Annotated in this window: 15 protein-coding genes; 13 read left to right on the top strand and 2 right to left on the bottom strand. The window is 58.1% G+C overall.

Annotated features, from left to right (window positions below; translation table 11 throughout):
- The first annotated feature begins 9 nt into the window (after window positions 1–9).
- The 12 genes from AACS18_RS15805 (at window position 10) to accA (ending at window position 15274) form a co-directional block, all read left to right on the top strand.
- Entirely contained in the window at window positions 10–867 is an 858-nt protein-coding gene (locus AACS18_RS15805) for a phosphatidate cytidylyltransferase (protein WP_108612670.1), read from the top strand.
- The gene (ispC, locus tag AACS18_RS15800; protein ID WP_108612669.1) at window positions 867–2063 is read left to right on the top strand and encodes a 1-deoxy-D-xylulose-5-phosphate reductoisomerase; all 1197 of its coding nucleotides are present in this window, start codon (window positions 867–869) and stop codon (window positions 2061–2063) included. Before AACS18_RS15805 ends, ispC begins: the two co-directional genes overlap by 1 nt.
- Complete coding sequence (gene rseP, locus AACS18_RS15795) at window positions 2063–3415, top strand: sigma E protease regulator RseP (RefSeq protein WP_108612668.1); 1353 nt, start codon at window positions 2063–2065, stop codon at window positions 3413–3415. The genes ispC and rseP overlap by 1 nt, the downstream gene beginning before the upstream one ends.
- A 34-nt stretch (window positions 3416–3449) precedes the next feature.
- Complete coding sequence (gene bamA / locus AACS18_RS15790; protein WP_108612667.1) at window positions 3450–5981, top strand: outer membrane protein assembly factor BamA; 2532 nt, start codon at window positions 3450–3452, stop codon at window positions 5979–5981.
- Window positions 5982–6130: 149 nt separating this feature from the next.
- The gene (locus AACS18_RS15785; protein ID WP_108612666.1) at window positions 6131–6643 is read left to right on the top strand and encodes an OmpH family outer membrane protein; all 513 of its coding nucleotides are present in this window, start codon (window positions 6131–6133) and stop codon (window positions 6641–6643) included.
- 3 nt (window positions 6644–6646) lie between these two features.
- Window positions 6647–7666: a UDP-3-O-(3-hydroxymyristoyl)glucosamine N-acyltransferase gene (gene lpxD, locus AACS18_RS15780; RefSeq protein WP_005338561.1), complete on the top strand. Its 1020-nt coding sequence runs from the start codon at window positions 6647–6649 to the stop codon at window positions 7664–7666.
- Window positions 7667–7690: 24 nt separating this feature from the next.
- Window positions 7691–8152, top strand: coding sequence for a 3-hydroxyacyl-ACP dehydratase FabZ (gene fabZ / locus AACS18_RS15775; RefSeq protein ID WP_005338559.1), 462 nt, complete (start codon window positions 7691–7693; stop codon window positions 8150–8152).
- A gap of 5 nt (window positions 8153–8157) precedes the next feature.
- Complete coding sequence (gene lpxA / locus AACS18_RS15770; protein WP_108612665.1) at window positions 8158–8949, top strand: acyl-ACP--UDP-N-acetylglucosamine O-acyltransferase; 792 nt, start codon at window positions 8158–8160, stop codon at window positions 8947–8949.
- Window positions 8942–10081: a lipid-A-disaccharide synthase gene (gene lpxB / locus AACS18_RS15765; RefSeq protein WP_040098041.1), complete on the top strand. Its 1140-nt coding sequence runs from the start codon at window positions 8942–8944 to the stop codon at window positions 10079–10081. Before lpxA ends, lpxB begins: the two co-directional genes overlap by 8 nt.
- Window positions 10082–10199: 118 nt before the next feature.
- On the top strand, window positions 10200–10790 hold the full coding sequence (gene rnhB / locus AACS18_RS15760) for a ribonuclease HII (RefSeq protein WP_041235007.1): 591 nt from the start codon (window positions 10200–10202) through the stop codon (window positions 10788–10790).
- A 38-nt stretch (window positions 10791–10828) separates the two neighbouring features.
- The gene (dnaE, locus tag AACS18_RS15755; RefSeq protein ID WP_043818966.1) at window positions 10829–14308 is read left to right on the top strand and encodes a DNA polymerase III subunit alpha; all 3480 of its coding nucleotides are present in this window, start codon (window positions 10829–10831) and stop codon (window positions 14306–14308) included.
- A gap of 15 nt (window positions 14309–14323) precedes the next feature.
- Window positions 14324–15274, top strand: a complete 951-nt coding sequence (gene accA / locus AACS18_RS15750) for an acetyl-CoA carboxylase carboxyl transferase subunit alpha (protein WP_005338549.1) — start codon at window positions 14324–14326, stop codon at window positions 15272–15274.
- Window positions 15275–15561: 287 nt separating this feature from the next.
- On the opposite strand, the gene AACS18_RS15745 is transcribed toward accA, so the two are convergent.
- Both AACS18_RS15745 and tal read right to left on the bottom strand, forming a co-directional pair.
- The gene (locus AACS18_RS15745) at window positions 15562–15744 is read right to left on the bottom strand and encodes a DUF3545 family protein (RefSeq protein ID WP_005338547.1); all 183 of its coding nucleotides are present in this window, start codon (window positions 15742–15744) and stop codon (window positions 15562–15564) included.
- Between the two features lie 160 nt (window positions 15745–15904).
- A complete protein-coding gene (tal, locus tag AACS18_RS15740) occupies window positions 15905–16855 on the bottom strand; it encodes a transaldolase (protein ID WP_146184775.1) in 951 nt (316 codons plus the stop codon).
- Window positions 16856–17556: 701 nt separating this feature from the next.
- Here tal and AACS18_RS23540 point away from each other — a divergent pair.
- Window positions 17557–18288: alanine/glycine:cation symporter family protein (locus tag AACS18_RS23540; RefSeq protein WP_258228733.1), on the top strand; the 732-nt coding region annotated here is incomplete at its 3' end.

The following is an 18288-nucleotide window of genomic DNA, read 5'->3' as shown; positions in this document are numbered from 1 at the left end:
AGGTTTCTTTTGCTAAAACAACGAATTATTACTGCTTTGATGTTGATCCCCCTGGTGTTGGGGGCGCTCTTCTTTCTGCCATTGAAATTTTTTTCCCTGTTGGCTGCGCTGGTGTTTTTGTTGGCCAGTCGCGAATGGAGCGGGTTTGTCTCTGCTGCTCCGCAGCAATGGTTGCCCATCGTATTTTGTCTGTTGCTCGGTGCCAGCCTCTTTTGGCTGCCGGTGGAGCAACTCTGGACGCCCCACCTGCACCCTCTCGTGATGGGTGTGCTCTGGACGGCGGTAAGCTGGTGGTTGCTGGGTCTGCTGCTGGTGCTGCGCTATCCCCAAAGCGCCAAGCTGTGGAAAGAGTCTATCTGGCTCAAGTCGCTGTTTGGTCTGGTGACCCTGGTTCCCTTCTTCTGGTCACTGGTCGCCATCCGTGGTTACAACTTTTACCATGACCCCATGATGGGAGCCTGGATCCTGTTGTTCGTGATGGGACTGGTCTGGGCGGCAGATTCTGGCGCGTATTTTTTCGGCAAGGCGTTCGGTAAGCACAAGCTGGCACCGGCTGTGAGTCCGGGCAAAACCATCGAAGGAATGTGTGGCGGCCTCTTTACCGCCAGCCTGCTGGCCATCGGCGTTACCTGGTCGATGGGATTTGTTCCTGCCAAGATGATCACCGTGCTGTTTTGCTCTCTGCTGGCGGTGCTAGCCTCCGTTCTCGGCGATCTGACCGAGAGCATGTTCAAGCGCGAGGCGGGCATCAAGGACTCCGGCACCCTGTTGCCGGGTCATGGCGGCATTCTCGACCGGATCGACAGCCTGACCGCCGCCCTGCCGGTGTTTCTGCTCAGTTATCTGCTACTCAGTCAGGAGTTTTGATGCACAAGTCACTGGTTATTCTGGGAGCCTCCGGCTCCATTGGTCAGAGTACCTTGAAAGTGCTGCGCCATAACCCGGGCAGTTGGCAAGTGTTGGCGTTGACCGCCGCCCGCAACGTGGATGCCATGTTGCGGGACTGCCTCGAATTCTCCCCCCGTTTTGCCGTGATGGTCGATGAGGATGCCGCCCGTGAACTGGCTGCCCGTCTGAAAGCGCACGGCAGTGCTACCCGGGTCATGTCTGGTGCAGCAGCCCTTTGCGAGGTTGCCGCTCACCCCGACGCCCATAGCGTGATGGCCGCCATTGTGGGGGCGGCCGGACTGGCCCCGACCATGGCCGCGGTACGTGCCGGCAAGCGTATTTTGCTGGCCAACAAAGAGGCGCTGGTGATGTCCGGTGCTTTCTTCATGGACGCCGTGCGCGAACATGGCGCCGAGCTGCTGCCCATCGACAGCGAACACAATGCCATCTTCCAGTGTCTGCCGACTGCCGTGCAGCGCCAGCTCGGTTTTTGCGATCTGGCGGCGGCGGGGATCAGCAAGATTTTGCTGACCGGTTCCGGCGGTCCGTTCCGTTACACCGAGATCAGCGAGCTGGCGAAGGTGACGCCGGCGCAGGCCATCGCTCATCCCAACTGGTCGATGGGGGCCAAGATTTCGGTCGACTCCGCCACCATGATCAACAAAGGGCTGGAGTACATCGAGGCGCGCTGGCTGTTCAATGCGGCGCCCGAGCAGATCCAGGTGGTGATCCATCCGCAGTCGGTGATCCACTCCATGGTGCAGTACAAGGATGGCTCCGTGCTGGCCCAGCTTGGCAATCCGGATATGTGTACCCCCATCGCCCATGCGCTGGCTTATCCCAATCGCATCCCCTCCAGTGTGGAACCTTTGGATTTCTTCAGTGTCGGAGAGTTCAGCTTTATCCGGCCTGATTATGATCGTTACCCCTGTCTGGCGCTGGCCATCAATGCCTGCCAGAAGGGACAAGCGGCGACCACTGCGCTCAATGCTGCCAACGAGGAGGCAGTTGCCGCCTTCCTGGCCGGGCGCATCGGTTTTATGGATATTGCCCGGATCAACGAGTCAGTGATGCTGGCGCTGGAGAGCAGCGCAGTCGGCTCGCTCGATGATCTGTTTGCCCTGGACGGTGCGGCAAGAGCCCGTGCTCACACTTTGATTGAGGAGCTTGGCTGATGGGCGGTGTGTTGTGGAATATCGGTGCCTTTGTTGTTGCGCTGGGCCTGCTGGTTGCGGTGCACGAGTTTGGTCACTTCTGGGTGGCCCGTCGTTGTGGCGTCAAGGTTGAGCGCTTCTCTATCGGTTTTGGCAAGGCGATCTGGCGCCGGATGGGTAAAGATGGTACCGAATATGTGCTGGCGCTGATCCCGCTCGGTGGTTACGTCAAGATGCTCGATGGCCGGGTCGATGAACTCAAGCCCGGTGACGAGCAGTATGCCTTCAACCACAAGAGTGTCTGGGCGCGGATGGCGATTGTTGCCGCAGGTCCCATGGCCAACTTCGTCTTTGCCCTGTTTGCCCTCTGGCTGATGTTTATCATCGGGGTACCGAGCGTCAAGCCGGTGATCGGTGAAGTGCGTCCGGCATCCATCGTTGCCGAGGCGGGTGTGCTGCCGGGGATGGAGATTGTCGGGGTCGGCGATGAGCAGACCGGTGACTGGGAGAGCGTCACCTACGCTCTTATCAGTCATCTGGGTGATGATGCAGTGACTCTCAAGGTGCAGGCACCCAATACCAGCTATGCCACCGATAAAACCTTGTCGCTGACCGGCTGGACCTTCGATCCGGATAAAGAGTCGCCCATCGGCAGCTTGGGGATCGTCCCCCTGAGTGGCAAAGTGCTGCCCGTCGTGGCTGCCGTGGTGGCCAAGAGTGCCAGTGAAAAGGCGGGGCTGCAGGTTGGTGACCGTATCAAACAGGTCGGCGATCAGCCTATTACCGCGTGGGCGCAGTTTGTCGAGCTGGTGCAGCAGGCTCCGGGCGAACCCCTGCAAGTGGTGGTTGAGCGCAACAACAGTGATCTCAACGTGACCCTGACCCCGGATAGCCGCAAGGTGCAGGGCAAGCTGGTAGGATTCGTCGGTCTCTCGCCGCAACTGGTTCCATTACCGGATGAATATCGAATTCTGTTACAGTATGGGCCTTTGCAGGCGCTGTGGCATGGCGCGGACAAAACCTGGAGCCTGATCACGCTCACCTTTGACATGATTGGCAAGTTGATCGGTGGCATCGTGTCGCTGGACAACCTGAGCGGCCCCATCTCCATTGCCAAGGGCGCCGGCAGCAGTGCCGACTATGGTCTGGTCTATTTCTTGAGTTTTCTGGCGCTGATCAGCGTCAACCTGGGAATTATCAATCTGTTCCCCCTGCCGGTGCTCGATGGTGGCCATCTGGTCTATTTCCTGATCGAAGCGGTCACCGGCAAGCCGGTATCAGAGAAAATACAGGAAGTGGGTTTCAGGATCGGCGCCGCCATTCTGATGTTATTGATGGGCACTGCGCTGTTTAACGATTTCGCTCGCCTTTGAGGCCAGAGCATCAACAAGGACACATAAGAACAAAATGGCTGTTAAAAAAGCATTGGTGTTGAGTTGCCTGCTGGGTGCCAGTTTCCTGGCCCAGGCGGCCCCTGCCTCTTTTGTGGTGCAAGATATCCAGGTCGAAGGTCTGCAACGGGCGACCCTGGGTGCCGCACTGTTGAACCTGCCGATCCGGGTCGGTGATACCGTCGATTCTGTGGCTCTGGCCAGCGCCATCAAAAAGCTCTATGCCTCGGGTAATTTCGAGGATGTGAAGGTTTACCGTGACGGCCAGGTGCTGCAGGTGATGGTCAAGGAGCGTCCGACCATCTCCAGCATCGAGTTTGCCGGCAACAAGGATATCAAAGAGGAGCAACTGACCCAGAGTCTGGAGTCCTCAGGTATTCGTGTGGGTGATCCGCTGGATCGCACCGTGCTCACCTCCCTCGAGAAGGGGCTGGAAGATTTCTACTATGGCGTGGGTAAATACTCCGCCAAGGTCAAGGCCATCGTCACCCCGTTGCCGCGCAACCGGGTCGACCTCAAGTTCACCTTCGTGGAAGGGGAAGCGGCCAAGATCCAGCAGATCAACATCGTCGGCAACAGCGTCTTCCCTGAAGAGAAGCTGATTGCCCAGCTCTCCCTGCGCGACGAAGTGCCCTGGTGGAACTTCACCGCCGATCAGCGCTATCAGAAGCAGAAACTGGCCGGTGATATCGAGACCCTGCGCTCCTACTACATGGACCGCGGCTATATCCGCTTCCAGCAGGAGTCTACCCAGGTCTCCATGACCCCCGACAAGAAGGGCGTCTATGTCACCCTCAACATCAAGGAAGGGGATCAGTACAAGGTCTCCGGTGTCCAGCTCAAGGGGGACCTGATCGATCGCGGTGGCGAGATGAAGGGGTTGATCCCGATCGCTGCCGGCAGCACCTACTCCGCCAGCCAGGTGACCCATACCGAAGAGGTGCTCTCCAAGTTCCTCGGCCGTTACGGCTACGCCTATCCGAAAGTGGTCACTTTCCCGCAGGTCAATGACAAGACCAAGGAAGTGGAGCTGATCGTTAACGTGGAACCGGGCCCCCGTGTCTATGTGCGCAACATCAACTTCAACGGTAACGCCACCACCGAAGATCAGGTACTGCGTCGCGAGATGCGTCAGATGGAAGGTACCTGGCTCTCCTCCGACAACATCGAGCAGTCCAAGAGCCGTCTCAACCGCCTTGGCTACTTCGAGAGCGTCGAAGTGGATACCAAGCGAGTGCCGGGCAATGATGACCTGGTTGACCTCGACTTCAAGGTCAAGGAGCAGCCAGCGGGCTCCATCAACGCCGGTATCGGTTACGGTACCGAATCGGGTCTGAGCCTGCAGGCGGGGATCTCCCAGGACAACTTTATGGGTACCGGTAAAAAGGTCTCCATCAACGCCAGCACCAACGACTACTCCAAGAACGTTGACCTGAGCTATAACGACCCCTACTTCACCGTGGATGGTGTCAGCCTGGGTGGTCGGGTCTACTACAACCAGTTCCGCGCCGATGATGCCGATATCGTTGATTACGAGAACGAAACCATCGGTTTCCGTCTCTCCAGCGGCTTCCCGGTCAACGAGTTCAACCGTCTCGACTTCAGTACCGGTATCGAGAGCACCAAGCTGAGCCGTCCGTCATTCAATGCCCAGAACTATCAGGAGTGTCTGAAGGACAATCCGGATACTGATGGCAATACCTACTGCTGGGATCAGTGGAATGATAACCGCCAGTCGGTACAGATGGATCAGTTCTGGAATGCTTACTCACAGGATGGTTCCAACCTCGATTTCGTGACCGTCGATGTCACCGCTGGCTGGACCCGCTCAACCCTGAACAAGGGGATGTTCCCGACTTCTGGCGATCGTCAGCGTATTAACGCCAAGGTGACCGTACCGGGCATGGAACTGCAGTACTACAAGCTCTCGGCCGAGGATGCCCACTACTTCCCGCTCGATGCGGATCATAGCTGGGTAATGATCGGCAAGGGTCGTGTCTCCTACGGTAACGGCTATGGCGACGACTCCATGCTGCCGTTCTTCGAGAACTACTATGCCGGTGGTTTCGATACGGTACGTGGCTTCAAGAGCAATACCATTGGTCCCAAGGCGATCTACAAGACCTACAACAAACCAGGTACTGGCACTTGTACTGGCAGTCAACCTTGTGAGACCGGCAGTTATGAAGGTTCCGACACCTCGGTGGGCGGTAACGCTCTGGCCGTTGCCTCACTGGAGCTGGTCTTCCCGACCCCGTTCGTCTCCGAGACTTATCGTCCGCAGATCCGTTCCACCGTCTTTATGGACGCAGGTACCGTCTGGAGCACCGATTTTGCCAACGGAGCATATCCTTGCGCCGCCGGTTCTGATTGCAACTATCTGAGCCAGGACTACTCCAACCCGGGCAATATCCGGGTCTCTGCCGGTGTCTCCCTGCAGTGGCTCTCGCCGATGGGCCCGCTGGTATTCGCCCTGGCCAAGCCGATCAAGAAATACGAAGGGGATCGCACCGAAGTCTTCTCCTTCAACATCGGTCGTACTTTCTAAGCAGAGTTTCGCCCCCACCCATGCGGTGGGGGTCTTCAATGATGGGACGCGCGGTATGCGTGCCTCACCAGGTAACAAGACGGTCCTAACGCCGCTTGCATAATCGGGTAAATCAGGTAGCCCTCGCCATGAGGGAACAAGGAGTAAGTGTGAATAAAGCGTTGAAAGTAGCTGGTTTGAGCTTTGCACTGATGGCTGCCGGCATGGGTTCTGCCTTCGCTGAGACCAAGATCGCCGTGGTTGATATGGGTGAAGTATTCCAAAAGCTGCCCCAGCGTGAAGCCGTTGCAGCCAAACTGAAAGGTGAATTCGAGCCGCGCATGCGTGAGCTGCAGAAGCTGGAACAGGAAGGCCAGAAGCTGGTCGAGAAGTTCCGCAAGGATGAAGCCTTCATGAGCGCCGAGCAGAAGAAGCAGAACCAGGAGAAGCTGGCCAAGCTGCAGATGGATTTCAACCAGAAGCGTCAAGCCTTTGAGCAGGACAACGGCCGCCGTCAGTCCGAAGAGCGCAACAAGATCCTGACCAAGGTGCAGGCTGCCATCGATTCCATCGCCAAGAGCAATGGTTACGATCTGGTGCTGGAGCGCAATGCCGCCCCGTATGCCGCCAGCAAGCTGGACATCTCCGGCCAGGTTATTTCTCAGGTAAGCAAGAGCAACTAATTGATGGCATTCACTCTCGCACAGCTGGCCCAGCAATTGGGGGCCCAGGTCCATGGCGACGGAACCCTGGAAATCCGCAAGGTAGCGACACTGGAAAAGGCCGGGGAGGGGGATATCACCTTCCTGTCCAACAAAAAGTACCGGCACTATCTGGAGCAGAGCAAGGCGACCGCCGTGCTCATTACCGAAGCGGATCTGCCATTTTGTCCCACCAATGCCCTGGTGCTCAAAGATCCCTATGTGGGCTTTGCCCGGGTAGCCCAACTGCTGGACACCACCCCGCAGCCGGCCACGGATATTCATCCGAGCGCCGTTATCGCGGCTGACGTGCAACTGGGCGAGAGAGTGGCTATCGGCGCCAATGCAGTGATCGAATCCGGCGTCGTGCTGGGTGACGATGTACGCATTGGCCCGGGCTGTTTTGTTGGCAAAAATACCCGGCTGGGAGCCCGCTCCCGGCTGTGGGCCAACGTCACCCTCTATCACAATGTGACCATGGGCACCGACTGTCTGGTTCAATCCGGCACAGTGATCGGGGCCGATGGTTTCGGTTATGCCAACGAGCGTGGCGAGTGGATCAAGATCCCCCAGCTCGGCGGTGTGACCATTGGCAACCGGGTCGAGATCGGTGCCTGTACCACCATTGACCGCGGTGCGCTGGAAGATACCCGCATCGCAGACAACGTCATCATCGACAACCAGTGCCAGATCGCCCACAACGTGGAAATCGGTTACGGCACCGCCGTGGCGGGCTCTACCGTGATGGCTGGTAGTCTCAAGGTCGGCAAATACTGTATCATTGGCGGCGCTTCCGTCTTTAACGGGCATATGGAGATCTGCGACCAGGCCACCGTTACCGGTATGGCCATGGTGATGCGACCCATTACCGAGCCCGGTGTCTACTCTTCCGGCATTCCTCTGCAAACCAATAAAGAGTGGCGCAAGACCGCCGCCCGGGTGATGCGTATCGAAGAGATGCACAAGCGGTTAAGCAAGCTTGAGAAGAAGCTGGATCAAGAATAATCACGATTGGTATAGGGTACTGTTTTGACTACTGAAAAGAAGAGCCTGGGTATCCAGGAAATCATGGATCTGCTGCCCCACCGTTATCCGTTTCTGATGGTGGATCGTGTAGACGACTACGAGATCAGCGATGAGCGCAAAACCCTGCGCGCCATCAAGAACGTCTCGTTCAACGAGCCGATCTTCCAGGGGCACTTCCCGGCCAAGCCGGTGTTCCCGGGCGTACTGATCCTGGAAGCGATGGCACAGGCCACCGGTATCCTGGCCTTTACCATGGTGGGCAAGCCGTCTCCCAACGAACTCTACTATTTTGCCTCAATCGACAACGCTCGCTTCAAGCGTCCGGTCGGCCCCGGTGACCAACTGGTGCTCGACGTGGAGTTCCTGAAAGAGCGTCGCGGTATTGCCAAGTTCACCGGTGTCGCCACCGTCGACGGTGAAGTGGTCTGTACCGCCGAGCTGATGTGCGCCAAACGCGAGGTTTAACACACGTGATCGACCAGACTGCCATCATTCACGATACTGCCATCGTCCATGAGTCTGCCGTGATCGGTAAAGGGGTTGAAATCGGCCCCTTTTCTGTCATCGGCGCCGAGGTGGAAATCGGTGACAACACCTGGGTAGGTTCCCATGTGGTGATCAAGGGCCCGACCAAGATTGGTTGCGGCAACAAGATCTTCCAGCACACCTCCATCGGTGAGGATTGCCAGGACAAGAAGTACGCCGGTGAGCGCACCTTCCTCGAGATTGGCGACAACAACGTCATTCGCGAGAACTGCACTTTCCACCGTGGCACCATTCAGGATCAATCCCTGACCAAGGTGGGCAGCGGCAACCTGTTCATGGTCAACGTTCACGTTGCCCACGACTGCATCATCGGTGACAACTGCATCTTCGCCAACAACGCGACCCTGGCGGGCCACGTGGTGATCGGTGACTTCGTGATCTTTGGTGGTCTCTCCGCCATTCACCAGTTCGGCCGCGTCGGTTCCCACGCCTTCGTCGGTGGCTGCGCCGCCCTGAACAAGGACGTGCCGCCCTACGTGATGGCCGCCGGCAACTACGCCAAGCCGTTCGGGGTCAACTCCGAAGGTCTGCGTCGCCGCGGTTTCAGCGCCGAGGCCATCTCTGCCGTCAAGCGTGCCTACAAAGAGATCTTCCGTTCCGGCAAGACCATCGAAGAGGTGCTGCCTGTGCTGATCGAGATGGCGCAAGTCGAACCGGCCGTCCAGCTCTATGTGGACTTCCTCAAAGATAACGAGCGCGGGATCATCCGTGCCTGATCCGGTTCGTATCGGTATCGTCGCCGGAGAGGTCTCCGGCGACATTCTGGCTGCCGGTCTGGTGCGCGAGCTGCAAGCCCGCTACCCGGATGCGCAGTTCGAAGGGATCGCAGGGCCGCGGATGCAGGCCCTCGGCGTCAAGGCCCTGTTCGAGATGGAAGAGCTCTCCGTCATGGGGATCACCGAGGTGCTGGGGCGTCTGCCGCGTATTCTCAAGGTTCGTCGCGAACTGCTGCGCCACTTTATTGCCAATCCGCCCGATATCTTCATCGGCGTGGATGCACCGGATTTCAATATCGGGGTGGAGCTGAAACTGCGCCGCGCCGGTATCAAGACGGTTCACTATGTCAGCCCCTCTGTGTGGGCCTGGCGCCAGAACCGCATTCACAAGATCAAGGCCGCTACCGACATGGTGCTCGCCTTCCTGCCGTTCGAGAAAGCCTTCTACGACCGCTTCGACGCCCCTTGCCGTTTTGTCGGTCACACCATGGCGGATGATATTCCATTGGTGCCGGATCAGGCTGCCGTGCGTCGCAATCTCGGTATCGATGCCAATCGCCGCTGGCTGGCGGTGCTGCCGGGCAGCCGCACCGCAGAAGTGGGCTTTATGTCCCCCCTGTTTCTCGAAGCGTGTAAACACCTGACGGTGCGCTATCCGGATCTCGGCTTTATCGTGCCGCTGGTCAACCAGAAACGGCGCGAGCAGTTTATGGCCATCAAGGCCGAGGTAGCGCCGGGTCTCGACATGGTGCTGCTGGAAGGGCAGGGCCGCGAGGCGATGATCGCCGCCGACGTGGTGATGCTGGCCTCCGGCACCGCGGCGCTCGAAGCCATGCTGGTGAAAAAGCCGATGGTGGTGGGCTACAAGCTCAAGCCCTTCAGCTATTGGCTGGCCCAGCGACTGGTAAAGACCGAATTTGTCTCTCTGCCCAACCTGCTCGCCGGTCGCATGCTGGTGCCGGAACTCATCCAGCACGAGTGTACCCCGGAGAATCTGGTGGAAGAGGTGAGCAAGTACTTCGAGCACGACAACAGTGCGCTGGTCAACACCTTCACCGAGCTGCACCAGCTGATCCGCTGCAATGCCGACTCGCAGGCCGCCGATGCGGTGGCGGATCTGCTCGGCAGATAACGCTATTTCGGACCGTCGATTGCGCCGCGCTACCCGTACATTCGTTTTCGAGCGGTAATGCCGCGCCAGTCGACCCCTGTCAGGCCCCACGGGGCCTGTTTTGATTCAAGGCTACAAGATGATGATCGATATTCCTGACGACAAGCTGGTTGCCGGTGTGGACGAAGTAGGCCGTGGCCCGCTGGTGGGTGACGTGGTCACCGCTGCGGTCATTCTCGATCCCGCCAATCCGATCGCGGGGCTCAACGACTCCAAGAAGCTCTCCGAGAAGAAGCGGCTGGCCCTGTTTGACGAGATCAAAGAGAAAGCGCTCGCCTGGGCCATCGGTCGCGCCACTCCGGAGGAGATCGACGAGCTCAACATCCTGCATGCCACCATGCTGGCGATGCAGCGCGCCGTGGCGGGGTTGAAGGTCACCCCCGAGCTGGTCTTTATTGATGGCAACCGCTGCCCTGCATTGCCGATGGAAGCGCGCGCCGTGGTCAAGGGCGATAGTCTGGTGGCCGCCATCAGTGCCGCTTCGATCCTCGCCAAGGTGACCCGCGACGGCGAGATGACCGAGCTGGACAGCCGCCATCCCGAGTACGGCTTTGCCCGCCACAAGGGTTACCCTACGCCTGAGCACCTCGCCATTCTGGCCGAGCGCGGCCCGTTGCCCGAATATCGCAAGAGCTTCAAACCGGTGCGCCGCGCACTGGGGATCGAGTAGACCATGCCATTTAGTTTGAGCAGTGAGAGGAGATGACGATGGCTGAACCCCGTTTTATCCACCTGCGAGTCCACTCCGACTTCTCCATGGTCGATGGCCTGCAGAAGATCAACCCCATCGTCGGGGCGGCGGCGGCCAACAACATGCCGGCGCTGGCGCTGACCGATCAGATGAACATGTGTGGCCTGGTGCGCTTCTATGGCGCGGCCCACGGCAAGGGGATCAAGCCCATTGTCGGTGCCGACTTTTGGGTGCAGAGCGATGAGCTCGGCGACGAGCAGTTCCGTCTCACCCTGCTGGCCATGGATAACGACGGCTACCAGAACATCACCCTGCTTATTTCCCGCGGTTACCAGCGCGGCCACGTACAGGGGCGGCCGGTCATCGACAAGAGCTGGCTCGCCGAACACGCCAAGGGGGTGATCGTGCTCTCCGGCGGGCGCGAGGGGGATGTGGGCAAGTTCCTGCTCAAGGGCAACCGGCAGATGACCGAGCAGTGTGTCGCCTTCTATCAGACCCATTTCCCCGATGCCTACTACCTCGAACTGCTGCGTACCGGTCGACCCGACGAAGAGGTCTACCTGCACATGGCGGTGGCCATCGCCACCGAGTTCGAGCTGCCTGTGGTCGCCACCAACGAGGTGGTGTTCCTCAACGCCGATGACTTCGACGCCCACGAGATCCGGGTTGCCATCCACGATGGCTATACCTTGATGGACAAACGCCGCCCCCGTCGCTACAGCCCCCAGCAGTACCTGCGCAGCCAGGAGGAGATGGCGGAGCTGTTTGCCGACATTCCCGAGGCGCTGGAAAACACGGTGGAGATCGCCAAGCGCTGCAACGTGACGGTGCGTCTTGGCGAGTACTTCCTGCCCAACTTCCCGACCGGCGACATGACCACAGAAGATTTTCTGGTGGCCAAATCGAAAGAGGGTCTGGAGGAGCGTCTCGAGTTCCTGTTCCCGGATCCGCAAGTGCGGGCCGAGCGTCGTCCCGAGTATGACGAGCGTCTCGACATCGAGCTGAAAGTGATTAACCAGATGGGCTTCCCGGGTTACTTCCTCATCGTGATGGAGTTTATCCAGTGGTCCAAGGACAACGGCATTCCCGTTGGCCCTGGCCGGGGCTCGGGGGCGGGCTCTCTGGTGGCCTACGCCCTCAAGATCACTGACCTCGACCCGCTGGAATTTGACCTGCTGTTCGAACGTTTCCTGAACCCCGAGCGGGTATCCATGCCCGACTTCGACGTCGACTTCTGCATGGACCGGCGCGACGAGGTGATTGAGCACGTCTCCGACATGTACGGCCGGGATGCGGTCTCCCAGATCATCACCTTCGGTAGCATGGCGGCCAAGGCGGTGGTGCGGGACGTAGGCCGGGTGCTGGGCCACGCTTACGGCTTTGTGGATCGCATCTCCAAGCTGATCCCGCCGGATCCGGGCATGACGCTTGCCAAGGCATTCGAGGCCGAGCCCAAGCTGCCCGAGCTCTACGAGCAGGATGAGGAGGTCAAAGACCTCATCGACATGGCACGCCGCCTAGAAGGGGTAGTGCGCAACGCCGGTAAACACGCCGGTGGCGTGGTGATCGCACCCACCAAGATCACCGACTTTGCGCCGCTCTATTGCGATGATGAGGGCCATCACCCGGTCACCCAGTTCGACAAGAACGACGTGGAATACGCGGGTTTGGTGAAGTTCGACTTCTTGGGTCTGCGAACGCTCACCATCATCGACTGGGCGCTCGGCATGATAAACCCGCGTCTTGCCAAAGAGGGCAAGCCGCCGGTGGATATTGCCGCCATCCCTATCGATGACAAGAAGTCGTTCGACCTGCTCCAGCGCTACGAGACCACAGCGGTATTCCAGCTCGAATCCCGCGGCATGAAGGATCTCATCAAGCGGCTGCGCCCCGACTGCTTCGAAGACATGATCGCATTGGTGGCCCTGTTCCGTCCGGGCCCGCTCCAGTCAGGCATGGTGGATAACTTCATCGACCGCAAACACGGTAATGAAGCGATCTCCTATCCGGATGAGAAGTGGCAGCACGAGAGCCTGAAACCGATTCTGGAACCGACCTACGGCATCATCCTCTATCAGGAGCAGGTGATGCAGATTGCCCAGACCCTGGCGGGTTATACCCTGGGTGGCGCGGACATGCTGCGCCGGGCGATGGGCAAGAAAAAGCCCGAGGAGATGGCCAAGCAGCGGGCCGGTTTCGAGGAGGGCGCCGTCAAGAATGGCGTCGACGGCGAACTGGCGATGAAGATCTTCGATCTGGTGGAGAAATTTGCGGGCTACGGCTTCAACAAATCCCACTCCGCCGCCTATGCGCTGGTCTCCTACCAGACCCTCTGGCTCAAGACCCACTTCCCGGCCGAGTTTATGGCGGCGGTGATGACCGCCGATATGGACAACACCGACAAGATAGTGACCCTGGTGGACGAGTGCCAGCGGATGGGGCTCACCGTGATCCCGCCGGATGTGAACACCGGCCGCTATCGCTTCTCGGTCAACGAAGATGGCCATATCGTCTACGGGATCGGGGCGGTGAAAGGGGTCGGTGAAGGCCCTATCGACGCTATCCTCAGCGCCCGGGATCAGGACGGTCCGTTCCGCGATCTGTTCGACTTCTGCAACCGGGTCGATATCAAGAAGCTCAACAAGCGGGTGATGGAGAAGCTGATCCTCTCCGGCGCCATGGATCGGCTCGGCCCCCACCGCGCCGCCCTGATGGCGACGCTGGAGGAGGCGATGCGTGCCGCCGAGCAGCACGCCAAGGCGCAGGCGGTGGGGCAGGTCGACATGTTCGGCGTGCTCACCGAAGAGATTGACGACGTCAAGAAGGCCTTTGCCAACGTGCCGCACTGGCCTGACAAGGTGTGGCTGGAAGGGGAGCGCGAGACCCTCGGGCTCTATCTCACCGGTCACCCCATCAACCAGTACAGCAGCGAATTACGTCGTTATACCTCGGGTCGCCTGTGCGATCTGCATCCCACCTCCCGTGATACCGTGACCACGGCGGCGGGGCTGGTGATCGCGGCCCGCAGCATGGTAACCAAGCGTGGCAACAAGATGGGGATCTTCACCCTGGACGACCGTTCCGGTCGCCTCGATGTGACCCTGTTCAGTGAAGCACTGGAAAAATATGAAGAATTGATGCAAAAAGACCGCATTTTGGTGGTTTCTGGACAGGTCAGCTTTGATGACTTCTCCGGTGGCCTTAAAATGTCGGCTCGAGAATTACTGGATATCAACGATGCGAGGGAGCGTTTTGCCAGAGCAATCCGCATCTCCCTCGATGAACAGCGGATTGATGATCGCTTTTTCCCGCGTTTGTGCGAGATTTTGGAGCCCGCCCGTGCCGGAGTCTGTCCGGTTCAGGTAAACTATCGTCGCCCCGGCTCCCGGGTGCGATTGACGCTCGGTACCGAGTGGCGGGTGACGCCCACCGATCAACTGATAGATGACTTGCGAGTCCTGCTTGGACGAGAGCGGGTTGAATTGGTTTTTGATTAGAGGTTCTAAGGCCCTATGAGTCTTTTTCTGGATTTTGAACAGCCGATTGCCGAGTTGCAGGCGCAGATTGATGAACTCAAACATGTGAGTGAAGGCAATCACGCCGTGGATCTGAAAGACGAGATCCGCCGGCTGGAGAAGAAAAATGAAGAGCTGACCAAGAAGATCTTCGGTGATCTGGGTGCCTGGCAGGTATCCCAGATGGCGCGTCATCCCCAGCGCCCCTACACCTTTGACTATATCGAGCATATCTTCACCGATTTCGACGAGTTGGCTGGCGATCGCGCCTATGCCGATGACAAGGCTATCGTCGGCGGCATCGCTCGTCTCGACGGTGAGCCGGTGATGGTGATTGGTCACCAGAAGGGTCGTGAGACCAAAGAGAAGATCAAGCGCAACTTCGGCATGCCGCGTCCGGAAGGGTACCGCAAGGCCCTGCGTCTGATGGAGATGGCCGAGCGCTTCAAGATGCCGATCATCACCTTTATCGATACCCCTGGCGCTTACCCCGGCGTCGGTGCCGAAGAGCGTGGTCAGTCCGAAGCGATTGCCCGCAACCTGAAGGTGATGGCCGGTCTGACCGTACCCGTGGTCTGCACCGTGATCGGTGAAGGCGGCTCCGGCGGCGCACTGGCTATCGGCGTGGGCGACCGCGTCAACATGCTGCAGTACTCCACCTACTCCGTCATCTCGCCGGAAGGGTGTGCCTCCATCCTGTGGAAGAGCGCTGACAAGGCCTCCGTAGCTGCCGAAGCGATGGGTATCACTGCCCAGCGTCTGAAAGAGCTCAAGCTGATCGACCACGTGATCGACGAGCCCCTCGGCGGTGCTCACCGCGATGTGGAGAAGATGGCCAAAAACCTCAAGGCTCGCATCAAGCAGGATTTGGACGCACTGCGTCCGCTCGATACCGAGCAACTGCTGGAGCAGCGCTACCAGCGTCTGCTGGGCTACGGCTACTGCTAAGCGCAGCCGTCAACCCCGAGTATTCAGGCCCCCGTCATCGACGGGGGCTTTTTATTGCGGTTGATCTGCCATTCTGGTGAGTGCCCCAACGCGCCCTGAAACGGCGCTGCTCACTCTTCGCGGGTGAGGGGCTTGGTTGGTATGCCACGCTGTTGGTGATGACTGTCAGTAGCCTGCAGCATCCAGTAGCATCGCTGGTGATGGCATGACAAACCGCTTGATCATCCGATTGCGGCATAAAAAAGCGCCCCGGCTATGCGGAGCGCTTTTACAGGTGTCTGGTGGTATTACAGTTCAATCTCGTCTGTAAGACCTTCATAGGCGATATCGATGGATTGCAGCTCCTTCTGCAGGCGATGTTTGTCTTTCAACGCCTCGATTTCACGCCATTTACGTTTTTTTCCCGTTGTCCCGCGGCTACGCGAACCGAGTTCAACCACCTCGTCATAATCGAAGTTGAACATTTCCATGGCTCCCTCCTTGGTTTTTATCGTTTTCACCACCCGTATAACATAACGAATCTGAAATTAAAACGTTTTCGTGACGACTCTATGACAGCGCTAAAAAAGCCCATGAAAAAAAACCGGGCCCCTTGTTAGGGGCCCGGTTTTTATCAGAAAAAAGAACTGATTACAGGCGGCTTGCCAGCATGGTTTCCAGCTTGCTCTGGTCGATGGCGAACATGCGGATGCCTTCGCCCAGCTTCTCGTGAGCCATGGCGTCCTGGTTCAGTTCCCAGCGGAATTCGGCTTCGGTCATCGGAGTCGGTTTGGCCTTGCGCTCACCGGTGTAGTCCAGTTTGCGTACTACGGCCCCTTCGGTCTTGCTCAGCTCTTCCAGCAGGGCCGGGCCAATGGTCAGACGGTCGCAACCGGCCAGTTCCAGGATCTCGCCGGTGTTGCGGAAGCTGGCGCCCATCACGACGGTCGGGTAGTCGTGCTGCTTGTAGTAGTTGTAGATGGAGGTGACGGAGACCACGCCCGGATCTTCGCTGGCAGTGTAATCACGGCCATTTTTGGCCTTGTACCAGTCGAGGATGCGACCCACGAACGGGGAGATCAGGAAGGCGCCAGCTTCGGCACAGGCACGAGCCTGGGCGAAGGAGAACAGCAGGGTCAGGTTGCACTGGATACCCTCTTTCTCCAGTACCTCGGCGGCACGGATCCCTTCCCAGGTGGAGGCCAGCTTGATCAGAATGCGGTCGTTGCTGATACCCGCTTCGTTGTAGAGACGGATCAGCTTGCGGGCCTTGGCGATGCTGGCTTCGGTATCGAAGGAGAGACGGGCATCCACTTCGGTAGAGATACGGCCCGGAACGATCTTCAGCACTTCCAGACCGATGTTGACAGCCAGCTTGTCGCCCGCGTCGATGATTTGCTGTGCCTTGTCCTGGCTCTGGGCTTTGGCCCACTTGATGGCGTCTTCGATCAGCGGAGCGTACTCGGGGATCTCGGAGGCCTTCAGAACCAGAGAGGGGTTGGTGGTGGCATCGATGGGCTGATAGCGTTTGATGGCTTCGATATCACCGGTGTCGGCAACAACAGTGGTCAGGGCTTTCAGCTTGGTTAATTTATCGGCCATAGCGAATATCATCTCTTAATGAGGGAGTAATCCCTGGGTTGCGGGCTTGAGACGGTGGTTCTGAAATAAAATTACAGGATCTTGGTGCCTCAGGCTCAGAAAAGCGCGATGGGGGCGGCCCATCGTCATTGCCTGCCTAATTAATACTGATGTGCTGCATCCTGCAATAGGGGCGCTTGGTTGTTAAACATTCAGGCTGTTGAGTTATCCCGTTTTACGGCTTGAAACTATATGATTAGTAAGGTTTTTTATATTTTCTTCCGACCTCGCTCCGGTTTGCTTTCAGCTGAACTTTTTTAGCCAATATCCATATTTGTGTCATCGATCACATAAATTATCTCGCTACGTACTTGAAATTTAATTACAGCGAAAACGTTTGGCGAAATATCGCCGTTTGAAAGCCATTTCATGCAAGCGTTTGCGTTTTCGGATAGCTCATCAGGGATATATCAAAATAGTTCTCTTATGGGGCTTAATGGTGGCCTGTCTGATTGAATTATTGAGTTTGTTGAAAGTTTGCGATTTAAATGGAGCTTTATGGGCTTTTACCGTTCGTTTTTTGTGTCTCGCGTGACCGGGATCACTATTCCGGGCTCTCCCGCTGTGCTAGATTCCGCCCCTTTAGCGAAACGCTAATTAAACGACAGACAGAAAACGGTCAGCGCAGACTGACCATGGATGTGAATAACAACGAGAGAATTATGGACACCTTGATTGCGATGCTAAACGACCTGATGTGGGGAGCCGTGCTCATCTACCTGCTCATCGGGGTCGGGATCTTTTTCACCTTCCGCCTGGGTTTTATCCAGATCCGTCACTTTGGCCACATGTTTTCCGTGCTGAAAAACAGCCGTAAATCGGACAACGCAGGCATCTCCTCTTTCCAGGCCCTCTGTACCAGCCTTGCCGCCCGGGTCGGCACCGGCAACCTGGCCGGTGTGGCTGTCGCCATCTATCTGGGTGGCCCCGGCGCCATCTTCTGGATGTGGTTGATCGCTTTTATCGGCATGGCGACCGCCTTCGTCGAAAGCACTCTGGCCCAGCTCTACAAGGTCAAGGATGAGGATGGCAACTACCGTGGTGGCCCGGCCTACTACATGGAGAAAGGCCTTGGCATGCGCTGGATGGGGGTGGTGTTCTCGCTCTGCCTGATACTGGCATTTGGTCTGGTGTTCAACGCGGTGCAGGCCAACTCCATCAGTCTGGCGATGAAGGTGGCATTTGGCATTCCTGACTGGGTCAGCGGTCTGGCGCTGGTGGCGCTCTCCGGCCTCATCATCTTCGGCGGCATTCGTGGCATCGCCCGTTTTGCCGAGCTGGTGGTGCCCTTTATGGCACTGGCTTATATCCTGCTGGCGCTGGTGATCGTGGCGATGAACATCACCGAGTTGCCCCATGTCTTCATGCTGATCATCAAGTCTGCCTTCGGGATT

Source organism: Aeromonas sp. HMWF015 (assembly GCF_963878965.1).
Classification (GTDB): Bacteria; Pseudomonadota; Gammaproteobacteria; order Enterobacterales; family Aeromonadaceae; genus Aeromonas; species Aeromonas veronii.
This window is presented reverse-complemented; position numbering and strand designations above follow the sequence as displayed.